The 15,570-nt window shown below is 63.9% G+C and carries 12 protein-coding genes; 11 read left to right on the top strand and 1 reads right to left on the bottom strand.

Translation table 11 applies throughout. The features are described 5' to 3' along the window. Positions 1–4 precede the first annotated feature (4 nt). The 11 genes from AAIL68_RS00510 (at position 5) to AAIL68_RS00460 (ending at position 10,719) form a co-directional block, all read left to right on the top strand. Positions 5–982, top strand: a complete 978-nt coding sequence (locus AAIL68_RS00510) for a hypothetical protein (protein WP_347137530.1) — start codon at positions 5–7, stop codon at positions 980–982. Next, a complete protein-coding gene (locus tag AAIL68_RS00505; protein WP_347137529.1) occupies positions 979–1,215 on the top strand; it encodes a hypothetical protein in 237 nt (78 codons plus the stop codon). The genes AAIL68_RS00510 and AAIL68_RS00505 overlap by 4 nt, the downstream gene beginning before the upstream one ends. A 568-nt stretch (positions 1,216–1,783) precedes the next feature. Next, complete coding sequence (locus AAIL68_RS00500; RefSeq protein ID WP_347137528.1) at positions 1,784–2,626, top strand: Bro-N domain-containing protein; 843 nt, start codon at positions 1,784–1,786, stop codon at positions 2,624–2,626. Further along, positions 2,616–2,852, top strand: a complete 237-nt coding sequence (locus tag AAIL68_RS00495; protein WP_347137527.1) for a hypothetical protein — start codon at positions 2,616–2,618, stop codon at positions 2,850–2,852. The genes AAIL68_RS00500 and AAIL68_RS00495 overlap by 11 nt, the downstream gene beginning before the upstream one ends. A gap of 191 nt (positions 2,853–3,043) precedes the next feature. After that, positions 3,044–3,985, top strand: a complete 942-nt coding sequence (locus AAIL68_RS00490; protein ID WP_347137526.1) for a phage capsid protein — start codon at positions 3,044–3,046, stop codon at positions 3,983–3,985. Between the two features lie 62 nt (positions 3,986–4,047). Continuing rightward, positions 4,048–4,506 (top strand): hypothetical protein, encoded by a 459-nt coding sequence (locus AAIL68_RS00485; RefSeq protein ID WP_347137525.1) that lies wholly within the window; start codon positions 4,048–4,050, stop codon positions 4,504–4,506. A gap of 27 nt (positions 4,507–4,533) precedes the next feature. Continuing rightward, entirely contained in the window at positions 4,534–5,130 is a 597-nt protein-coding gene (locus AAIL68_RS00480; RefSeq protein ID WP_347137524.1) for a hypothetical protein, read from the top strand. Continuing rightward, a complete protein-coding gene (locus AAIL68_RS00475; protein WP_347137523.1) occupies positions 5,127–6,476 on the top strand; it encodes a hypothetical protein in 1,350 nt (449 codons plus the stop codon). Before AAIL68_RS00480 ends, AAIL68_RS00475 begins: the two co-directional genes overlap by 4 nt. Positions 6,477–6,516: 40 nt before the next feature. Continuing rightward, on the top strand, positions 6,517–6,813 hold the full coding sequence (locus AAIL68_RS00470; protein WP_347137522.1) for a hypothetical protein: 297 nt from the start codon (positions 6,517–6,519) through the stop codon (positions 6,811–6,813). After that, a complete protein-coding gene (locus tag AAIL68_RS00465) occupies positions 6,803–8,473 on the top strand; it encodes a hypothetical protein (protein WP_347137521.1) in 1,671 nt (556 codons plus the stop codon). The genes AAIL68_RS00470 and AAIL68_RS00465 overlap by 11 nt, the downstream gene beginning before the upstream one ends. Next, complete coding sequence (locus AAIL68_RS00460) at positions 8,470–10,719, top strand: hypothetical protein (protein WP_347137520.1); 2,250 nt, start codon at positions 8,470–8,472, stop codon at positions 10,717–10,719. The genes AAIL68_RS00465 and AAIL68_RS00460 overlap by 4 nt, the downstream gene beginning before the upstream one ends. Positions 10,720–11,030: 311 nt before the next feature. On the opposite strand, the gene gltB is transcribed toward AAIL68_RS00460, so the two are convergent. Then, positions 11,031–15,569 (bottom strand): glutamate synthase large subunit, encoded by a 4,539-nt coding sequence (gene gltB, locus AAIL68_RS00455; RefSeq protein ID WP_347137519.1) that lies wholly within the window; start codon positions 15,567–15,569, stop codon positions 11,031–11,033. Position 15,570 lies beyond the last annotated feature (1 nt).

Here is a 15,570-nt window from a genome sequence, read left to right as displayed (position 1 = left end):
GTTCATGCGGAATTTGGGACAGACGAGTCGGTATTTCTCGGTCGAGGCCGGCACGGGCGGCGGCGAAGGGGGTACCGACGATGCTGCTGCCGCTGCGGCAGCCGCAGCATCTGGCACCGGCGGCGACAACGGCGCGGCCGAGCCGAAATGGTTCGAGGACGCGCGCATTCCCGATGATGCCCGCACCTGGATGACCGCCAAGGGCGTGACGGCCGCCGCCGATCCGTCCGAAGCGATCCTGAAGATGGTCGGCATGGGCCAGGCCGCCGACCGCCGGTTCGGCCGCCCGATCGACCAGGTGATCGACAAGCCCGGCAAGGATCAGCCCCTGGCCGAGTGGCGCAAGGCGCACGCCGAGACCTTCGGCCTGCCCGCCGACGCCTCGGGCTATGAGATTGCCCGTCCCGAGGGCCTGCCCGAAGGCATCGCCTGGAACGATGGTCTGGCCGACAAGATGCGCAACCTGGCCTTCGAACGCGGCCTGGCCCCCGATGACGTCAAGGCCATGACTGAGATGTATGCGGGCTATGTCGCCGAGGTGGACCAGAACCTGGACCGCGACATGCGCGAGGCGGAAGGCAAACTGGCCGCCGAGCTGGACCGGGAATGGGGCAAGGATGCCGAGGTCCACAAGACCCGCGCCCGTCAGGCGGCGTCGGCCCTGGCCGAACAGGCCGGTTTGGACGCGGACGGCATCCGGTCCGTCGTCGGCCTGCTGTCCAGTGGCGAGCCAGGACAGACGGCGGCCATGAAGATCTTCGCCGCGGCGGGCGCCCTGCTGGCCGAGGACAAGGGCATCGGCCTGCGCAGCGGCGCCAGCAGCTTCGGCATGACGAAGGAGGAGGCCGCGACCGAGTTCACCAAGTTCATGGCCCCCGACGGCGAATGGGCCAAGGCCAGCCAGGCACGTGACAGCGAGGCCATCGCCCGCCTGCGACCCCAGTTCGAGCGGCTGGCCCGCCTGGCATCGGGCGCGAAGTGAGCCTCGGCCACGACCTTCTGGGCCAGATCGCCAATGCCCGCGCGCAGCTGATGATGCGCGGGCACCAGGCGGTTTCGGTCATCATCGGCCGGGCCACGCTGGAGCGGCTGAAACGCGACGCCTGGCCTTATGCCCCGCACGAGGAGCAGATCATCGACATGGATTATGAGGTCAGGGACGATCTGGAGGGCTGGATCGTCGTATCCGAAAATATTGCTGGTTTGCGCTGCTAACCGATGCAAGCCTTTCGACATGCAAGGGACGATTCGTCTGATGATTATTTTGGCTGGTGCGGCGCCGACTGTGGCAAGCGCCCAGCTATACCATTGCGGAGATCCGTCGCCGCCTCCATGCCTGACTTCATACGGCACATTCGAGGACGAATTCGCATTCAATCGCTGCAGGCGGGATATGGACCGTTACCACGCTGAGGTTTCGGAACTCATCGAATGCGCAAAGCAAGCGACGGTGCTTGAGATCGAAGAACATGAGCGAGCAGTAGATTACTGGAACTGCAAGGCTGATGATCGGGCTTACTGTTCCCGACCGTAAACCTTGACTTTGGTTTCGGCGTGCGCCAATTTCCAACTATGCGATAGAAAAGATCGCATCGGGGGTGGTAGCCCGTTCGAAACCTAGGCGCACGACAGCCGCGCCATGCGCGGCTTAATCATGTCCGGGCGCAGTGGGGTCGCGAAAGCGACGCCGTTTTCCCTAGGGTTCGACGGTCTACCAACCTGCTGTTGCCCGGGCACCCGTTTGGTAGCGGCCCCGGGTTCACCTGAACCTTGGGAGTGCAGCATGTCTGCCAAGATTATTCCATTCGACTTCGAAGAACAGGCTGTCCGCGTTTTCATGCAGGATGACGAACCTTGGTTTGTCGCCGCCGATGTGTGCCGCGCAATCGGGATTGCGAACGCCCGTGATGCGGTGTCGCGCCTCGATAGCGATGAAAAGGGCGTCGGAAAGACCGACACCCTTGGCGGCGCGCAGCAGATGGCCATCATCTCCGAAAGCGGCCTCTACGCCCTCGTCCTGCGCTCGAACGGCGCGACCACGCCTGGCACGGTCCAGCACCGCTTCCGCAAATGGGTCACCGCCGAGGTGCTGCCCTCGATCCGCAAGACCGGCGCCTATGTCGCCCCCGCCGCCGATCCCGCCCGATCCGGCCTGGACGACATGCCCGACCGGGAAACCGGCCTGTGGCTGGCCCTGGTCCGCGAGGCTCGGATCCTTGGCGGCACGGATGCGGGCCGCCGCATGTGGGCCCGGTCGCCCCTGCCGCCGCTGGATCCCGGTCGCGGCGGCGCGCGGGTCGAGGACGGCGCGGCCTGCCTGCGCCATGTGCTGGATTTCGAACTGGACGGGATGCCGGTGAACGATCACCTTGCCAGCCCGACAAAACAGGCCTTCCGCCTGCTGGGCGGGCTTGGCCTGCGCCCGCAGCCGGGCAACCGCCTGTTCATCGCGCATCAGCCGCATGGCGCGCTGTTCCACGGCACTCCGTGGGCAGGCGGTCGCCATACGCCCGCCTTGCTGGCATTGCCCGGCACGGAACGCCACCAGAACGCGCTGACCCTGAACGGCCTACGCGGCAGGGGCATCGTGGTTTTGCTGACGGCGGAGGTGTGCCATGCAGCATGAACCCATGCAGGACATCTTCGAGGGGGCCGAGGCCGCGACCGACGCCATCCACAATGCATCGGGCTGCACCCGCGCGATCCTTGCCCTGATCGACCAGCTGACCAGCGGCGACGACGAAATGGCGCATCAGACCATGGCGATGCTTGCGGCCACGGATCTGTTCCTGACCGATGCCCGAAAGCAGGTGGACCGGATCACACGATTGTCGATGGAGCGGCGCGGCTGAAAATTTCGCTGGCCTAAGTCCCCGACCTGTGGCTATTTCTTGTCCTTGACGGGCAACCCTCTCTTGTGAGGGTCCAGACGACAGCAGGAAAGACTGCCGGGTAGGCCCCCGTCTAAAAGCCAGGGCGGGTCCGGTTGCCGGGCAACCCCTCCGAAAACCTCACATCTTCGTGGATTTTTCAGGAGGGGGCAATGCCTCAGGAAATGCTCGTTGAGCAGCATCACAAGCTTCAATACGCGGCCAGCGTGCAGATGGTCGCGCAACAGACCAAGAACCCGCTGGAAGGCGCGGTCAACGAAGTGCCCGCCTCGGGCGAGGCGCAGTCGGTCGCCGACCTGATCGGCGAGGCCGAATATCAGCGGGGCGAACAGCACAGCCGCCGCAACCCCGAGAACCCGATCAACAAGACCCGCCGCTGGGTTGTCTTCCCCGATCCGATCGAGAGTGCGCAGTATATCGAGAAGGAAGAGAAGTTCAAAACGGCAACGGACCCCACGTCCACCTATGTCACCGCGCACACCGCAGCCGTGCGGCGCGGCAAGATGGATCTGATCACCGGGGTCAGCAAGGGCGACGACGGCAACTTCTATGTCACCGAAGGCGGCATCCTGGGCATCGCCCGTGAAGGCAAGACGCCCGGCGTCGGCACGCCGCTGCCGTCCACCCAGTACATCCCGCATGCCGGCCAGGGCTTGACGATCGAGAAGCTGCGCGCCGCGCGCCTGCAGCTGAAGCAGAACGAATTCGGCCTTGAAGACGAGGACCAGCTGTTCGGGCTGATCACGCCGCAGCAGGAAGATGATCTGATCGCCATCGCTCAGGAAAGCGGCCAGAACCTGAACGCCTTCAACATCGAGCAGCTGAAGTCGGGCAAGGCCACGTCCCTGATGGGCATCAACTGGATCGTCAGCAACCGCGTGCCGGTCAAGTCGAAATCCCAGACCGACATCCGCCTGTGCGCGATCTGGTCCAAGAACAACATCGTCAACGCGCGGTGGCAGGGGATCGAGGGTCAGATCTGGAACGACCCGCACGCCAAGAACCTGCCTTACGTCTACGTCAGCGCCTATTACGACGCTGTCAGAGCGCAGGACAAAGGCGTGATCGCCATCGAGTGCCAGGAACCGGCCTGACGGCCAGATGACGGCCGGGTCCGCCTGGCCGCATCCTTTCCCCTGAAATCTGGAGAACCATCATGGCTATCGTAAAGGGCCAATCCGACCTGCTCAGCAATCCGGCGACCATGTATCCCGGCGCTGATCCCGAAATCGTCCGCGGCCGTCCGATCGTGTCCGCTGGCAAAGTCTCGAACGCAGCCAGCGACAGCGCCGGGTCGATGTATCACCTGGTCGATCTGCCGGCCGACGCGCTGCTGGACGCCCTGACCTGCTTCAAGGTGGACGGTTGGGGCTTCGCCACCGTGTCGATCGGCACGGAAACTGACATCGACGCCCTGATTACCGTCGCCAAAAGCGCGGGCGCCACCGTCACCCCGATCACCCGTCTGGGCGCCACGCACCAGAAGCGCATCTGGGAAATCGTCGGCCTCGCCAAGCCTCCGGCGAACAACATCATCAGCTTGTTCGCGCACGGCCCCGCCAATGCCACGGCGGCCGGGACCATGCTGTTCGAAATCCATTACCGCTTCCGCTGACGCGGGCGCGGAGAGGGGCCGGCCGTCATGTCAACATCAATGGCCATCGCCACGATCGGTGCCGCGGCCTTCCAGGCCATGGAGCTGGCCCCGTTTTCATCCTTCGCCGACGACACGCCCCAGGCGCAGGACGCCGCCGCCCAGTATCCGGTTGCGCGGCGTATGTGCCTGGAGGCCTGCGACTGGTCCTTCGCCTCGGTCGTGGCGGACCTGCCGCAGATCGCCACCGTTGGTCTGCCCGTCGATCCCGCGCTGCCCCATGCTTTCAGCCTGCCGGGCGATTGCGTGATCTTCCGCCATCCGCTGGATCTGGATCTGCGCTGGCGCCTGGACGGCCGCACGTTGCGCGCGGAATGGCCCGGCCCCTTGCCGGTGCGATACACCCGCGACATCGACAACGAAAACATCATGCCGGCGACCTTCCAGACGGCGCTGGCCCTGCGCCTGGCCGCGATGCTGTCGCCCCGATGGGTCGGCGCCGACAGCAAGACGCAGTCGCTGGACAATCGCGCCGCGCTGGCCCTGAAGGAGGCCATGCGGCTGGACGCCCGGTCCGCGAGCCTGGAACGCTATGACGGCCAGGATTACGGCGTCACCGACTGGGTCGGCTGGGCCATGCGATGAGCAGGGTGTCGCGTGACCAGCTTTCCTTTTCCAGCGGCGAAGTCTCGCCCCTGCTGCATGGCCGACCGGATTACCAGCGATACCAGACCGGCCTGAAATCCTGCGTGGGCTTCCTGCCGCTGCGGCAGGGCGGCGTCACCCGCGCGCCCGGCACGATCTTCCGGGGCTATACCCGCGACAATGCGAAGGCCCGGCTGATCGCCTTCGAGTTCGCCAAGAACGACAGCCTGATCCTGGAACTGACGCCGGGCTGGATGCGGGTCTGGCGCTATGGCCAGCTGGTGCTGACCGGCGGCGGGACGGTTTACGAGCTGGCCCATCCCTATACCGCTGCGGACCTGGACACCCTGCAATGGGTGCAGTCGGCGGACGTGATCTATCTGGCGGGCGGTGGCAAGCCGATCCAGCGGCTGGCGCGGATGGCGCTGAACAACTGGTCGATCGCACCCGCCGAATTCAAGAATGGTCCGTTCAAGACCCAGAACCTGGACGAGGCCGCGACCGTCAAGGCCAGCAGTTCGACCGGGCCAGCCACCCTGACAGCCAGCAAGGCGCTGTTTCGGCCCGAGCATGTCGGGGGCCTGATGCGGCTTCAGGCACAGAATTTCGGAACCACTCCGCTGTGGACCGGCCAGACGGACATCTCTGTCGGGCAGCGGATGCGCTATGACGGCCGCGTTTACGAACTGGTCGCCGGCGACAATACGGGGGTCAATCCCCCGGTGCATACCGAAGGGATCGAACGGGTGGGCCTGAGCCCGTCCGTGTCCTGGCGCTATATTTCCGACGACGAAGGGATCGTGCGCATCACGGCCGTCGCCAATGCGACGACAGCAACGGCCCAGGTGATCCGCACGCTGCCCGGAACGGTCGTGACCGACGGAACCTATCGCTGGTCCGAAGGCGCCTGGTCGCGGATCCACGGCTATCCCGCCTGCCTGGAGATCCACGATCAGCGCCTGGTTGCGGCAGCCACGCCATCGGAACCCCGGACGGTCTGGTTTTCGGTCCTGGGCGATTACCTCGACTTCGAGGACGGCACCGAGGCCGACAGCGCCTTCGGCTATACGATCGCGGGCGGCAGCAGCCAGAACCGCGTGATCTGGCTGAAGTCGGGCAAGTCCGGCCTGCATATCGGGGCGCTTGGCGAAGAGCTGTCCGCGAGGTCCGAACGGTCCGAGGCGATGAACGCCACGAATGCCTTCTTCGGCCTGGACAGTTCCATCGGGTCGAAGGAAGGCGTCCGGCCGATCGCACCCGATGGCCGGCCCATCTTCATATCGAAGGATGGTGGGCGGGTGCCTTGGCCGACCTGCTGGATGACATGGACCGGGACGACATGCTGATGACCCGCATGACCAGCTGCGCCCTGAAAGGAGTGCCCGCATGAACTTCGCCGATTGCCTTCAGGCCGCCGTCGCGGCGGGCGAACTGGACCCGGAGCGCGCGAAGCTGGCACAGGACAGATGGCGCACCCTCGCCGATCGGTACGAAAGCGAGGGATCGTCCGCCGCCGATGCGCGTCAGCGCGCAGCGGATGACGTTGTCGAGGGAATGACCAAGGCGATCCAACGCAAGCGTCATATGACGGTTCGCCAGTTGCAGGTTCTGCAGAAGAACCAGGCCCGCTACAGCAAGGCCGACGCTGCATTTCGCATCACCCGACGACTGGATGGACTATAACGACGCCTTTGGCGCGGCCAACCCGTTCGAGGCGGTCATCAACCAGTTTTCCAGCATGGCACGCGACATCGCCCGGATGCGCGCCTTCGGCCCAAATCCCAAGGCCGGTATGGAGAATGCCATCCAGGTACTGGACAAGGCCGCCCATCTTTCCCCGCGCGACCCGCGTGCCGGGGACACGAACACCCTGCAGAAGGCTGTGGGCATCGGACTGCAGCCCGAAGAGCGCGTTCAGGCCATCGGTGACAAGGCCCGCGCCCGCATGGCGTTGTTGACGGGTGAGGCGAACCGGCCGGGCAATGCTCATTGGGCTGCGGTCATGTCAGGCGGCAGGAACCTGTTGCGGGCAGCGCAACTGGGACGGGCCGTAGCGTCGATGGCGGCCGACCTGCCTTCCATCCAGATGGCTGCAGCAGCCATCGACATGAACCCGAACGCGCCGATCAAGGAGTTCATGAAAAGCGCCTTCACGAACATGAGCGCCCGCACGGCTCGCGATCTGGGGGTGATCATGGAAAGCCACGCCAGGGCATCGATCACAACCGCCCGTACAGCAGGCGACATCTGGCAGCCGGAGATGACAAGCCGGTTCAGCAATTTCGTACTGCGCGCCAACGGCATGACGGCGATTACCAACCATGAGAAGGGCGCGGTGGCGATCGCCCTGGGTAGCGACTGGGCGGACAAGGCAGGATTGAGTTTTGACCAGTTACCCGAGGGGCTTCGCGCTTTCATGCGCAATCGAGACTTCGGTTCCGCCGAATGGGATGCGATCCGTGCGCCCGAGGTGACCTATACCGACTATGCCGGCGGTAAGCACCTGAACCCGAACTGGTTCAGGGTGAAGTCGAAGCTGCCTGAAGCCCAAGCTGATGACATCGCCATCCGGTTCGGCGCCCTCATTGAAGACCATGTCGAAATGTCGATCCCCAGCTTTAGCCTGGCGGGGCAGTCGGCTGTGCAGTTCGGAACGCGACCAGGCACATGGGGGGGCGAATTCGTCAGGTCCATGGGCATGTATAAGGGTCCGATGCTGTCGCAGATGTTCAACATGCTGCGGCGCGCACGCGACTTGAAGCAGGCGAAGTACTCCATTCCACTGTTTATCGGAGGGTTGGTCGCAATGCAGACAATAACCGGCGCCTTCACTATCCAGCTGAAGGAGATCTGGAAAGGGCGCGATCTGCGACCGATGAACACGTTGTCGTTCTGGGGCGCCGCGATGTTGCAGGGCGGCGGCCTGGGCATCCTGGGAGATTTCCTCAGTTCGAACACTAGCCGCGCGGGTGGCGGCTTTACAGAAACCGTCGCTGGCCCGGCCTTCGGATTTATTGGCGATGCAGGTCGCGCAATCCTTCCGAATGCCGCCGCGCTGCTGAACGGCGAGGAGACACATTTCGGCCGCGATCTGGTTCAATTCACCCGATACAACAATCCGCTGGCATCCCTGACGGTCGGCCCCGCGCCTGTGTCCCTAGCCTTCGACCGCCTGTTCTGGGACCAGTTCCAGTATCTGGTGGACCCTGACGCCCACAAGGCATGGCGCCGCCAGGAGCGGAAGCGTCAACGCGAGTTCGGCAACAGCAGCTGGTATCCCAGTGGATCACTCTCGCCCGCCCGCGCGCCCGACCTGACCAACATCCTTGGAGATGCAAGATGACCGTAGAAGTCTTCGAGCCCGCCAGCCTTTACGAGATCGCCGGTATCGGCCCCTATGCGATCCCCCATCCCTACGAACGCGGCGCCATCCAGGCCCATGTCGTCACGGATCGGGTCATTCCGCTGACAGACGCAGATTTCACCTTGACCCCCGAGGCGGGCGCGATCGGCGGAGATCTGTATCTGTCGCCTGCAGCCGCAGCGCTGTATGGCGGCGCCCGCCTGATGATCGACCGTCGCACGCCGGATGAACAAGGCTGGAAAGGACTGCTGGGTGAACGCGAGCGCGGTCTTGAATGGCAACTGGACAAACATACCATGGCCATCCAGGAGGTGCGCCGACACACGCAGATGACGCTGCGATCGGTCACCCCGCTTGCTCCCATGGTGCCGGTTCCCGGTCGTGTCCTGATGTTCGATGGTGAAGGCATTGTTGGAGGACCCCTTGCGGCGGATATTGCAAATGCGCAGGTTTGGGCCGAGATGACGATTGCAGCAGCGACCTTCAATGTTGAGAGCCTTGCCGGGCTACTGGGGAGCACCACCGGCTTTCCCATGGGGGCGATTATCACCACCCGTGCAGAGGGCTACAGCTATCGCGTCGTTGGCAGCGACCCGCACCTGGCTACCGCCGGCGGTGTGATGCTGCAGGCATTGCTGCGGAATGGCGTCGTGTACCCGATGCAGCTTGCCGCAGTCGGAGACGGGGTGGTAAACGACACGGTTGCATTCCGCCTGGCTTGGATGCTGGCTTGGGCCAAGAACGCCATACTGGACGGCGGAGGGCGCACGTACCGAATCACGCAGACGCAGATGCTGCCGCCCTCGCGCCTGCGCTGGCGGAACATGACCATCGACGGTCAGGACATCCCCACAAACGGGCTTTACACGACGCCAATCGTGGAAATGGTATGCGCAGAGCCTGCAGTGATCGGAAATGTTACGGTGAACGTTGCGGATAATATGTCCGAGGCAACGTTGGACACGACGGCGGGCCTTGTGGCGGACGATTGGGTTCTGCTGACCAGCCAGAAGAAAATGGCCGAGACGGAGGTGGAGGGCGAAACTACCCGCCACTCGCGTGCCTGCGAACTGTTGCGGGTCAAGGCTGTATCCGGGAACACGGTGATCTTTTGGTCTCGGACGCGGGACCGTTATAATGTCGCTGATATCGCAACGGTGCAGAAGGTCCAAACAGCCGCGGGTGTGGACTTCGAGAATGTAGCATTCATCGGTGCCGATACTGGCTTCAGGATCCTGGATGGCTTTGAAAGCCGTTACCGGAAATGCCGGTTCATCAACCAGACGACACGAGGCTGCGACGAAGATCGCTGTTATCGTACGGACGGCGACGATTGGACCTTCCGCAGCGAAGCAACGGAACCTGGCTTTACGCAGGCCCCTTACGGCCTCTGCTATACCGCTTGCCAGAACTGCCATTACGGCGACATCACCGGCGACCGGACCCGTCATCTGACCACGACCGGCAGCAACAGGAGCAGCCGCGGCCGTCACGTCAGCCGGGGCTGCACCCTGGGCGACATCTATAGCACCAACAGTTTTTCCAGCGTCGTTGATCAGCATCCTGGCGGCGGGTTCATTCAGGTGGGCAATGTCTATGCGGAGTTTGCGGAAAACGCGTCTCATTTCGTCGCCTGCCAGTTTCAGGGTGCTGGCGGAACGGTTAAGGCGATCAACGCCAACAATGGCGCGCCTATCCTGTTTGACACGTACGGCTTCGCGCAGGTCCGCTATACGCCGATGGTTATTGTCGGGTCCATCCGTTGCGGCAGCAGCGAATACGCTGTCTCGGTAAGCAACTACACCAATCGTTACGGGACCGGCACGCCACAGAAGATTGTCCTGAACATCGGATTGATCAATGTCCTGTCTGGGACGGCGTTCTTGCTCAACCCCGCAAATGGCAACATCGAGATCGTCATCTCGGGCGGGCAAATCAATACTCTTGTAAACTACGGTTCCGGGAAAGGTTTTTCCGGCGGATCGCCATCTTTTGTGACGCGCCTTCGGCTCGCCAACGTCGATCTGCAAACGCCTGCCAATGTCATGGCGTTTGACTTAAACCGGACGGAAGTTTCCATGGTTGGCGGGTCCATGCGGGGTGAAGGCGGCAACGCAATCATCAAACTGAACGGCGGCGAAATGCGGATTGTCGGGACGTTGGAAGCTGGCATCACTACTGAGTTAAGCGGTGGCGCGACGATCCAACGCGCAACAATGAATTGAGCGCACCACCTCGGCATTCTGCCCAGCACCCCTACAGTAACATATTGATAATTAACTCTGCTAATGCTGGATGGAGAAAGGTTAAGTCATTGTTTTAGTTGAGTTGCAACTTGACTTTTAATCAGTGGGTCACAGGTTCGAATCCTGTCGGGCTCACCATCACAAAATCAAGGGTCTGGGCCGAAAAGCCCAGGCCCTGATTTTTTGTCTGAACGCTTGGCATTCTTTTTCCCTGGCCGCTGTCGCGTGACCCGCCAAATGCAAACGGGCGCGCATTGCTGCGCGCCCGGCATTGGTTCTGGGCTCAGGCCTTACTCGGCCGGGACGGCCGCCGGCTCCTCGACATCCATGATCGGATGCGGCAGGTGGACCAGCATCTCCTTGGGGCAAAGCTGCAGGAAGTTGGCCCTCTCGGCCTGCCAGTCGCCCAGGATATCGGCCGCGCGGCGCGAGCCGGTTTCCTTGAGGTGCCGCTCGATCAGGCCCTTCAGCTGGTTTTCCCAATGCTCCTTGGTCACGGCGCACATCACCAGGGTTTCCGCGTTGATATAATCGCGCGCCACGCCCTGCGGATCATAGAGATAGGCCATGCCGCCGGTCATGCCCGCGCCGAAGTTCGCGCCGATCCGGCCCAGGATCACGGCCACGCCGCCGGTCATGTATTCGCAGCCGTTGGTGCCGCAGCCCTCGATCACCACCTTCGCGCCCGAGTTCCGCACGGCGAAGCGTTCGCCCGCCCGGCCCGCCGCGAACAGGTAACCGTCGGTCGCGCCGTAAAGCACGGTATTGCCGATGATCGTGTTCTCGGCCGCGACCAGCGGGCTTGCCATGGGCGGGCGCACCACGATGGTGCCGCCCGACAGGCCCTTGCCCACATAGTCGTTGGCATCGCCCGAAACCTCGATCTTCAGCCCCGGCGCGGCGAAGGCGCCCAGCGACTGCCCGGCCGAACCCGTCAGGCGGATCGTCAGGTGGTCGGGCTGCAGGCTGTTGCGCATCCCGAACTTCTGCACGATCAGGCTGGACGTGCGCGTGCCGATGGTGCGCAGCGTGTTCCGGACCGCATAGGACAGCTGCATCTTCTCGCCATCCTCGAAGAAGCGCGCGGCGTCCTTGACGATCTCGGCGTCCAGCGTGTCCATGACGGCGTTGCGGGGACGCGAGCGGTCATAGACGATCTTGTCCCAGCCATCGACGGTGATCAGCAGCGGGTTCAGGTCCAGGTCGTCCAGATGCGCGGCGCCCCGGCTGACCTGGGTCAGCAGGTCGGCCCGCCCGATCACCTCGTCCAGCGACCGCGCGCCGATCGAGGCCAAGATCTCGCGGACTTCCTGGGCATAGAAGGTGATCAGGTTCACCACCTTGTCCGCCGATCCGGTGAACATGGCGCGCAGGCGTTCGTCCTGCGTGCAGACGCCCACGGGGCAGGTGTTCGACTGGCACTGGCGCACCATGATGCAGCCCATGGCGATCAGGGCGGCGGTGCCGATGCCGTATTCCTCGGCCCCCATCATCGCGGCCATGACGATGTCGCGGCCCGTGCGCAGGCCCCCGTCGGTGCGCAGCGTCACGCGCTCGCGCAGGCGGTTCATCGCCAGGACCTGATGCGCCTCGGTCAGGCCCATCTCCCAGGGCAGACCCGCGAACTTGATGGAAGTCGCGGGGCTGGCCCCGGTGCCGCCGTTGTGGCCCGAGATCAGGATGATGTCGGCCTTGGCCTTGGCCACGCCCGCCGCGATGGTGCCCACGCCCGACGAGGCCACCAGCTTCACCGTGATCTTGGCGCGCGGGTTGATCTGCTTCAGGTCATAGATCAGCTGCGCCAGATCCTCGATCGAATAGATGTCGTGATGCGGCGGGGGCGAGATCAGCGTCACGCCCTTGGTCGAATGGCGCAGGCGCGCGATCAGGTCGGTGACCTTCATGCCGGGCAGCTGCCCGCCCTCGCCCGGCTTGGCACCCTGGGCGACCTTGATCTCCAGTTCCTCGCAGGCGTTCAGGTATTCGGCGGTGACGCCGAAGCGGCCCGAGGCCACCTGCTTGATCTTGGCGCAAGGGTTGTCGCCATTGGGCAGCGGATGCGAATGTGCCGGATCCTCGCCGCCCTCGCCGCTGTCGGACTTCGCGCCGATGCGGTTCATGGCGATGTTCAGCGTCATATGCGCCTCGGGCGACAGCGCCCCCAGCGACATCCCCGGCGTCACGAAGCGCTTGCGGATACTGGTAATGCTTTCCACTTCCTCGATGGGCACCGGCTTGCCCAGCGGCTTGATGTCCAGCAGGTCGCGGATGTGGATCGGCGGATTGGCCCGCATGGCGGCGCTGTACTGCTTCCACACGTCATAGGAGGCCTTGTCGCAGGCCACCTGCAACAGCTTCATGGTGCTGGCTTCCCAAGCGTGCTTTTCGCCCGTCCGGCGCATCTTGTAGAAGCCGCCGACCGGCAGCAGGTCCACATTGTCGCCATGGAAGGCGCGGCGGTGCAGATCCTCCAGCTTGGCCTGAAGCCCATGCAGCCCGATGCCCGAGATGCGCGAATGCATGCCGGGGAAATATTCCGCCACCATGGCGCGGGACAGGCCCACGGCTTCGAAGTTCAACCCGCCGCGATAGGACGAGATGACGGAAATCCCCATTTTCGCCATGATCTTCAGAAGGCCCGCGTTGACCGCCTCGCGATAGGCTTCCATCGCGTCGAACAGGTCGCTGGCGATCAGCCCGCGCTCGATCCGGTCGCTGATCGAATCCTGCGCCAGATAAGGGTTCACCGTGGTCGCGCCGCAGCCGATCAGCACGGCGAAGTAATGCGGATCCAAGCATTCGGCCGACCGGACGTTCAGCGAACAGAAGGTCCGCAACCCCTTGCGCGTCAGCCAGGAATGGACCGCGCTTGTCGCCAGGATCATCGGCATCGCCACGCGGTCGTCGTCTTGGGCTTCATCGGACAGGACCAGATGGCCCGCGCCGGAACGCACGGCATCCTCGGCCTCGGCCCGGATGCGGGCCAGGCCCTCGCCCAGGGCGTCAGGGCCGGCGCCCGCCGGGAAGGTGCAGTCGATCTTGGTCACGGCCTCGCCGAACATCCGGCACATGTCGTCCAGTTCGGAATTGGTGACGAAGGGGCTTTCCAGCACCAGGATCTCGGTCTGGCTGCTCGATTCATCCAGCACGTTCTTGAGGTTGCCGAACCGCGTCTTCAGCGACATGACCCGCGTTTCGCGCAAGCTGTCGATGGGCGGGTTCGTGACCTGGCTGAAGTTCTGCCGGAAGAAATGGCTCATCGGGCGGTACTGGTTCGACAGCACCGCGGGCGGCGTGTCGTCGCCCATGGATGCGATGGCTTCCTTGCCGTCCTCGGCCATGGGCGAGAGGACATGCTCCATGTCCTCCAGCGTATAGCCAGCAGCCAGTTGCCGGCGCCGCAGCGCCTCGCCGGTATAGGCGGCGTTTTCGGGCAGATCCTTCATCTTGTGGCTGAGGTCCACGACCTTCTCCAGCCATTCGCCGAAAGGCTGGCTGGAGGCCAGGCGGTCCTTGATCGCGCTGTCGTGGTAAAGCTTGCCGTCCCACATATCGACCGCGATCATCTGGCCGGGGCCAAGCGCGCCCTTCTCGCGCACGCTCATCTCGTCCACTGGAACCATGCCGACCTCGGATCCGGCGATCAGCAGGTTTTCGGTGGTCACGACATAGCGCATGGGCCGCAAGCCGTTGCGGTCAAGCCCGCCGCAGACCCAGCGGCCATCGGTCATCGCCAAGGCGGCGGGGCCGTCCCAGGGCTCCATCACGGCGTTGCAATAGGCATACATGTCGGCCCAGGCCTTGGGCATGTCGGTCGTGGCCTTGGACCAGCTTTCCGGGACCAGCATGGTCTTGGTCATCGGCGCGGACCGGCCCGAACGGACCATCACCTCGAACACCGCGTCCAGGGCGGCCGAATCGGACGACCCGGCGGGAACGATCGGCTTGATGTCCTCGGCCATGTCGCCGAAGGCGCTAGAGGCCATGCGGATCTCGTGGCTGCGCAGCCAGTTGAGGTTGCCCTTCAGCGTGTTGATCTCGCCGTTATGGGCCAGCATGCGGAAGGGCTGGGCCAGCCACCATTGGGGGAAGGTGTTGGTGGAATAGCGCTGGTGATAGATGGCGAAGGCCGATTCGAAGCGTTCATCCTTCAGGTCGGGATAGAATTCCGCGACCTGCTCGGCCAGCATCATGCCCTTGTAGATGATCGACCGGCAGGACAGCGAACAGAAGTAAAGCCCCGCGATCTGGGCCGCGACCGCCGCGCGCTCGATCCGGCGGCGGATGATGTAAAGCTCGCGCTCGAACCGGACCTGGTCGATGTCCTTTTCGCAGCGGATCAGGATCTGCTCGATCTCGGGGCGGGTCGCATTGGCCTTTTCACCCAGGACGGCGGTGTTCACCGGGACGTGCCGCCAGCCATAGATGTAATGGCCCATGCGCAGGACTTCGGATTCCACGATGGTCCGGCAGGCTTCCTGGGCGGCGAAGTTGGTGCGCGGCAGGAAGACCTGGCCCACGGCGATCATCTTGGCCGGGTCGGGTTCGTGGCCCGTGCGGCGGATCTGGTCATGGAAGAAGGGGACGGGGATCTGGACATGGATGCCCGCGCCGTCGCCGGTCTTGCCGTCGGCGTCCACCGCGCCCCGGTGCCAGATCGCCTTCAGCGCGTCGATGCCCGACTGCACGACCTTGCGCGACGGCTTGCCGTCGATATTGACGACCAGGCCCACGCCGCAGGACGAATGCTCGTCCTCCTCACGGTACAGGCTGTTCCTGGCCATCCAGTCGCGAAGGGCCTCTTGTTCCTCTTGCCAATCCTTGCGCATC

It is taken from the genome of Paracoccus sp. SSK6, from assembly GCF_039770665.1.
Lineage (GTDB): Bacteria > Pseudomonadota > Alphaproteobacteria > Rhodobacterales > Rhodobacteraceae > Paracoccus.
The sequence above is the reverse complement of the archived record's forward strand: the minus strand, read 5'-3'. Positions and strand labels throughout refer to the sequence as shown.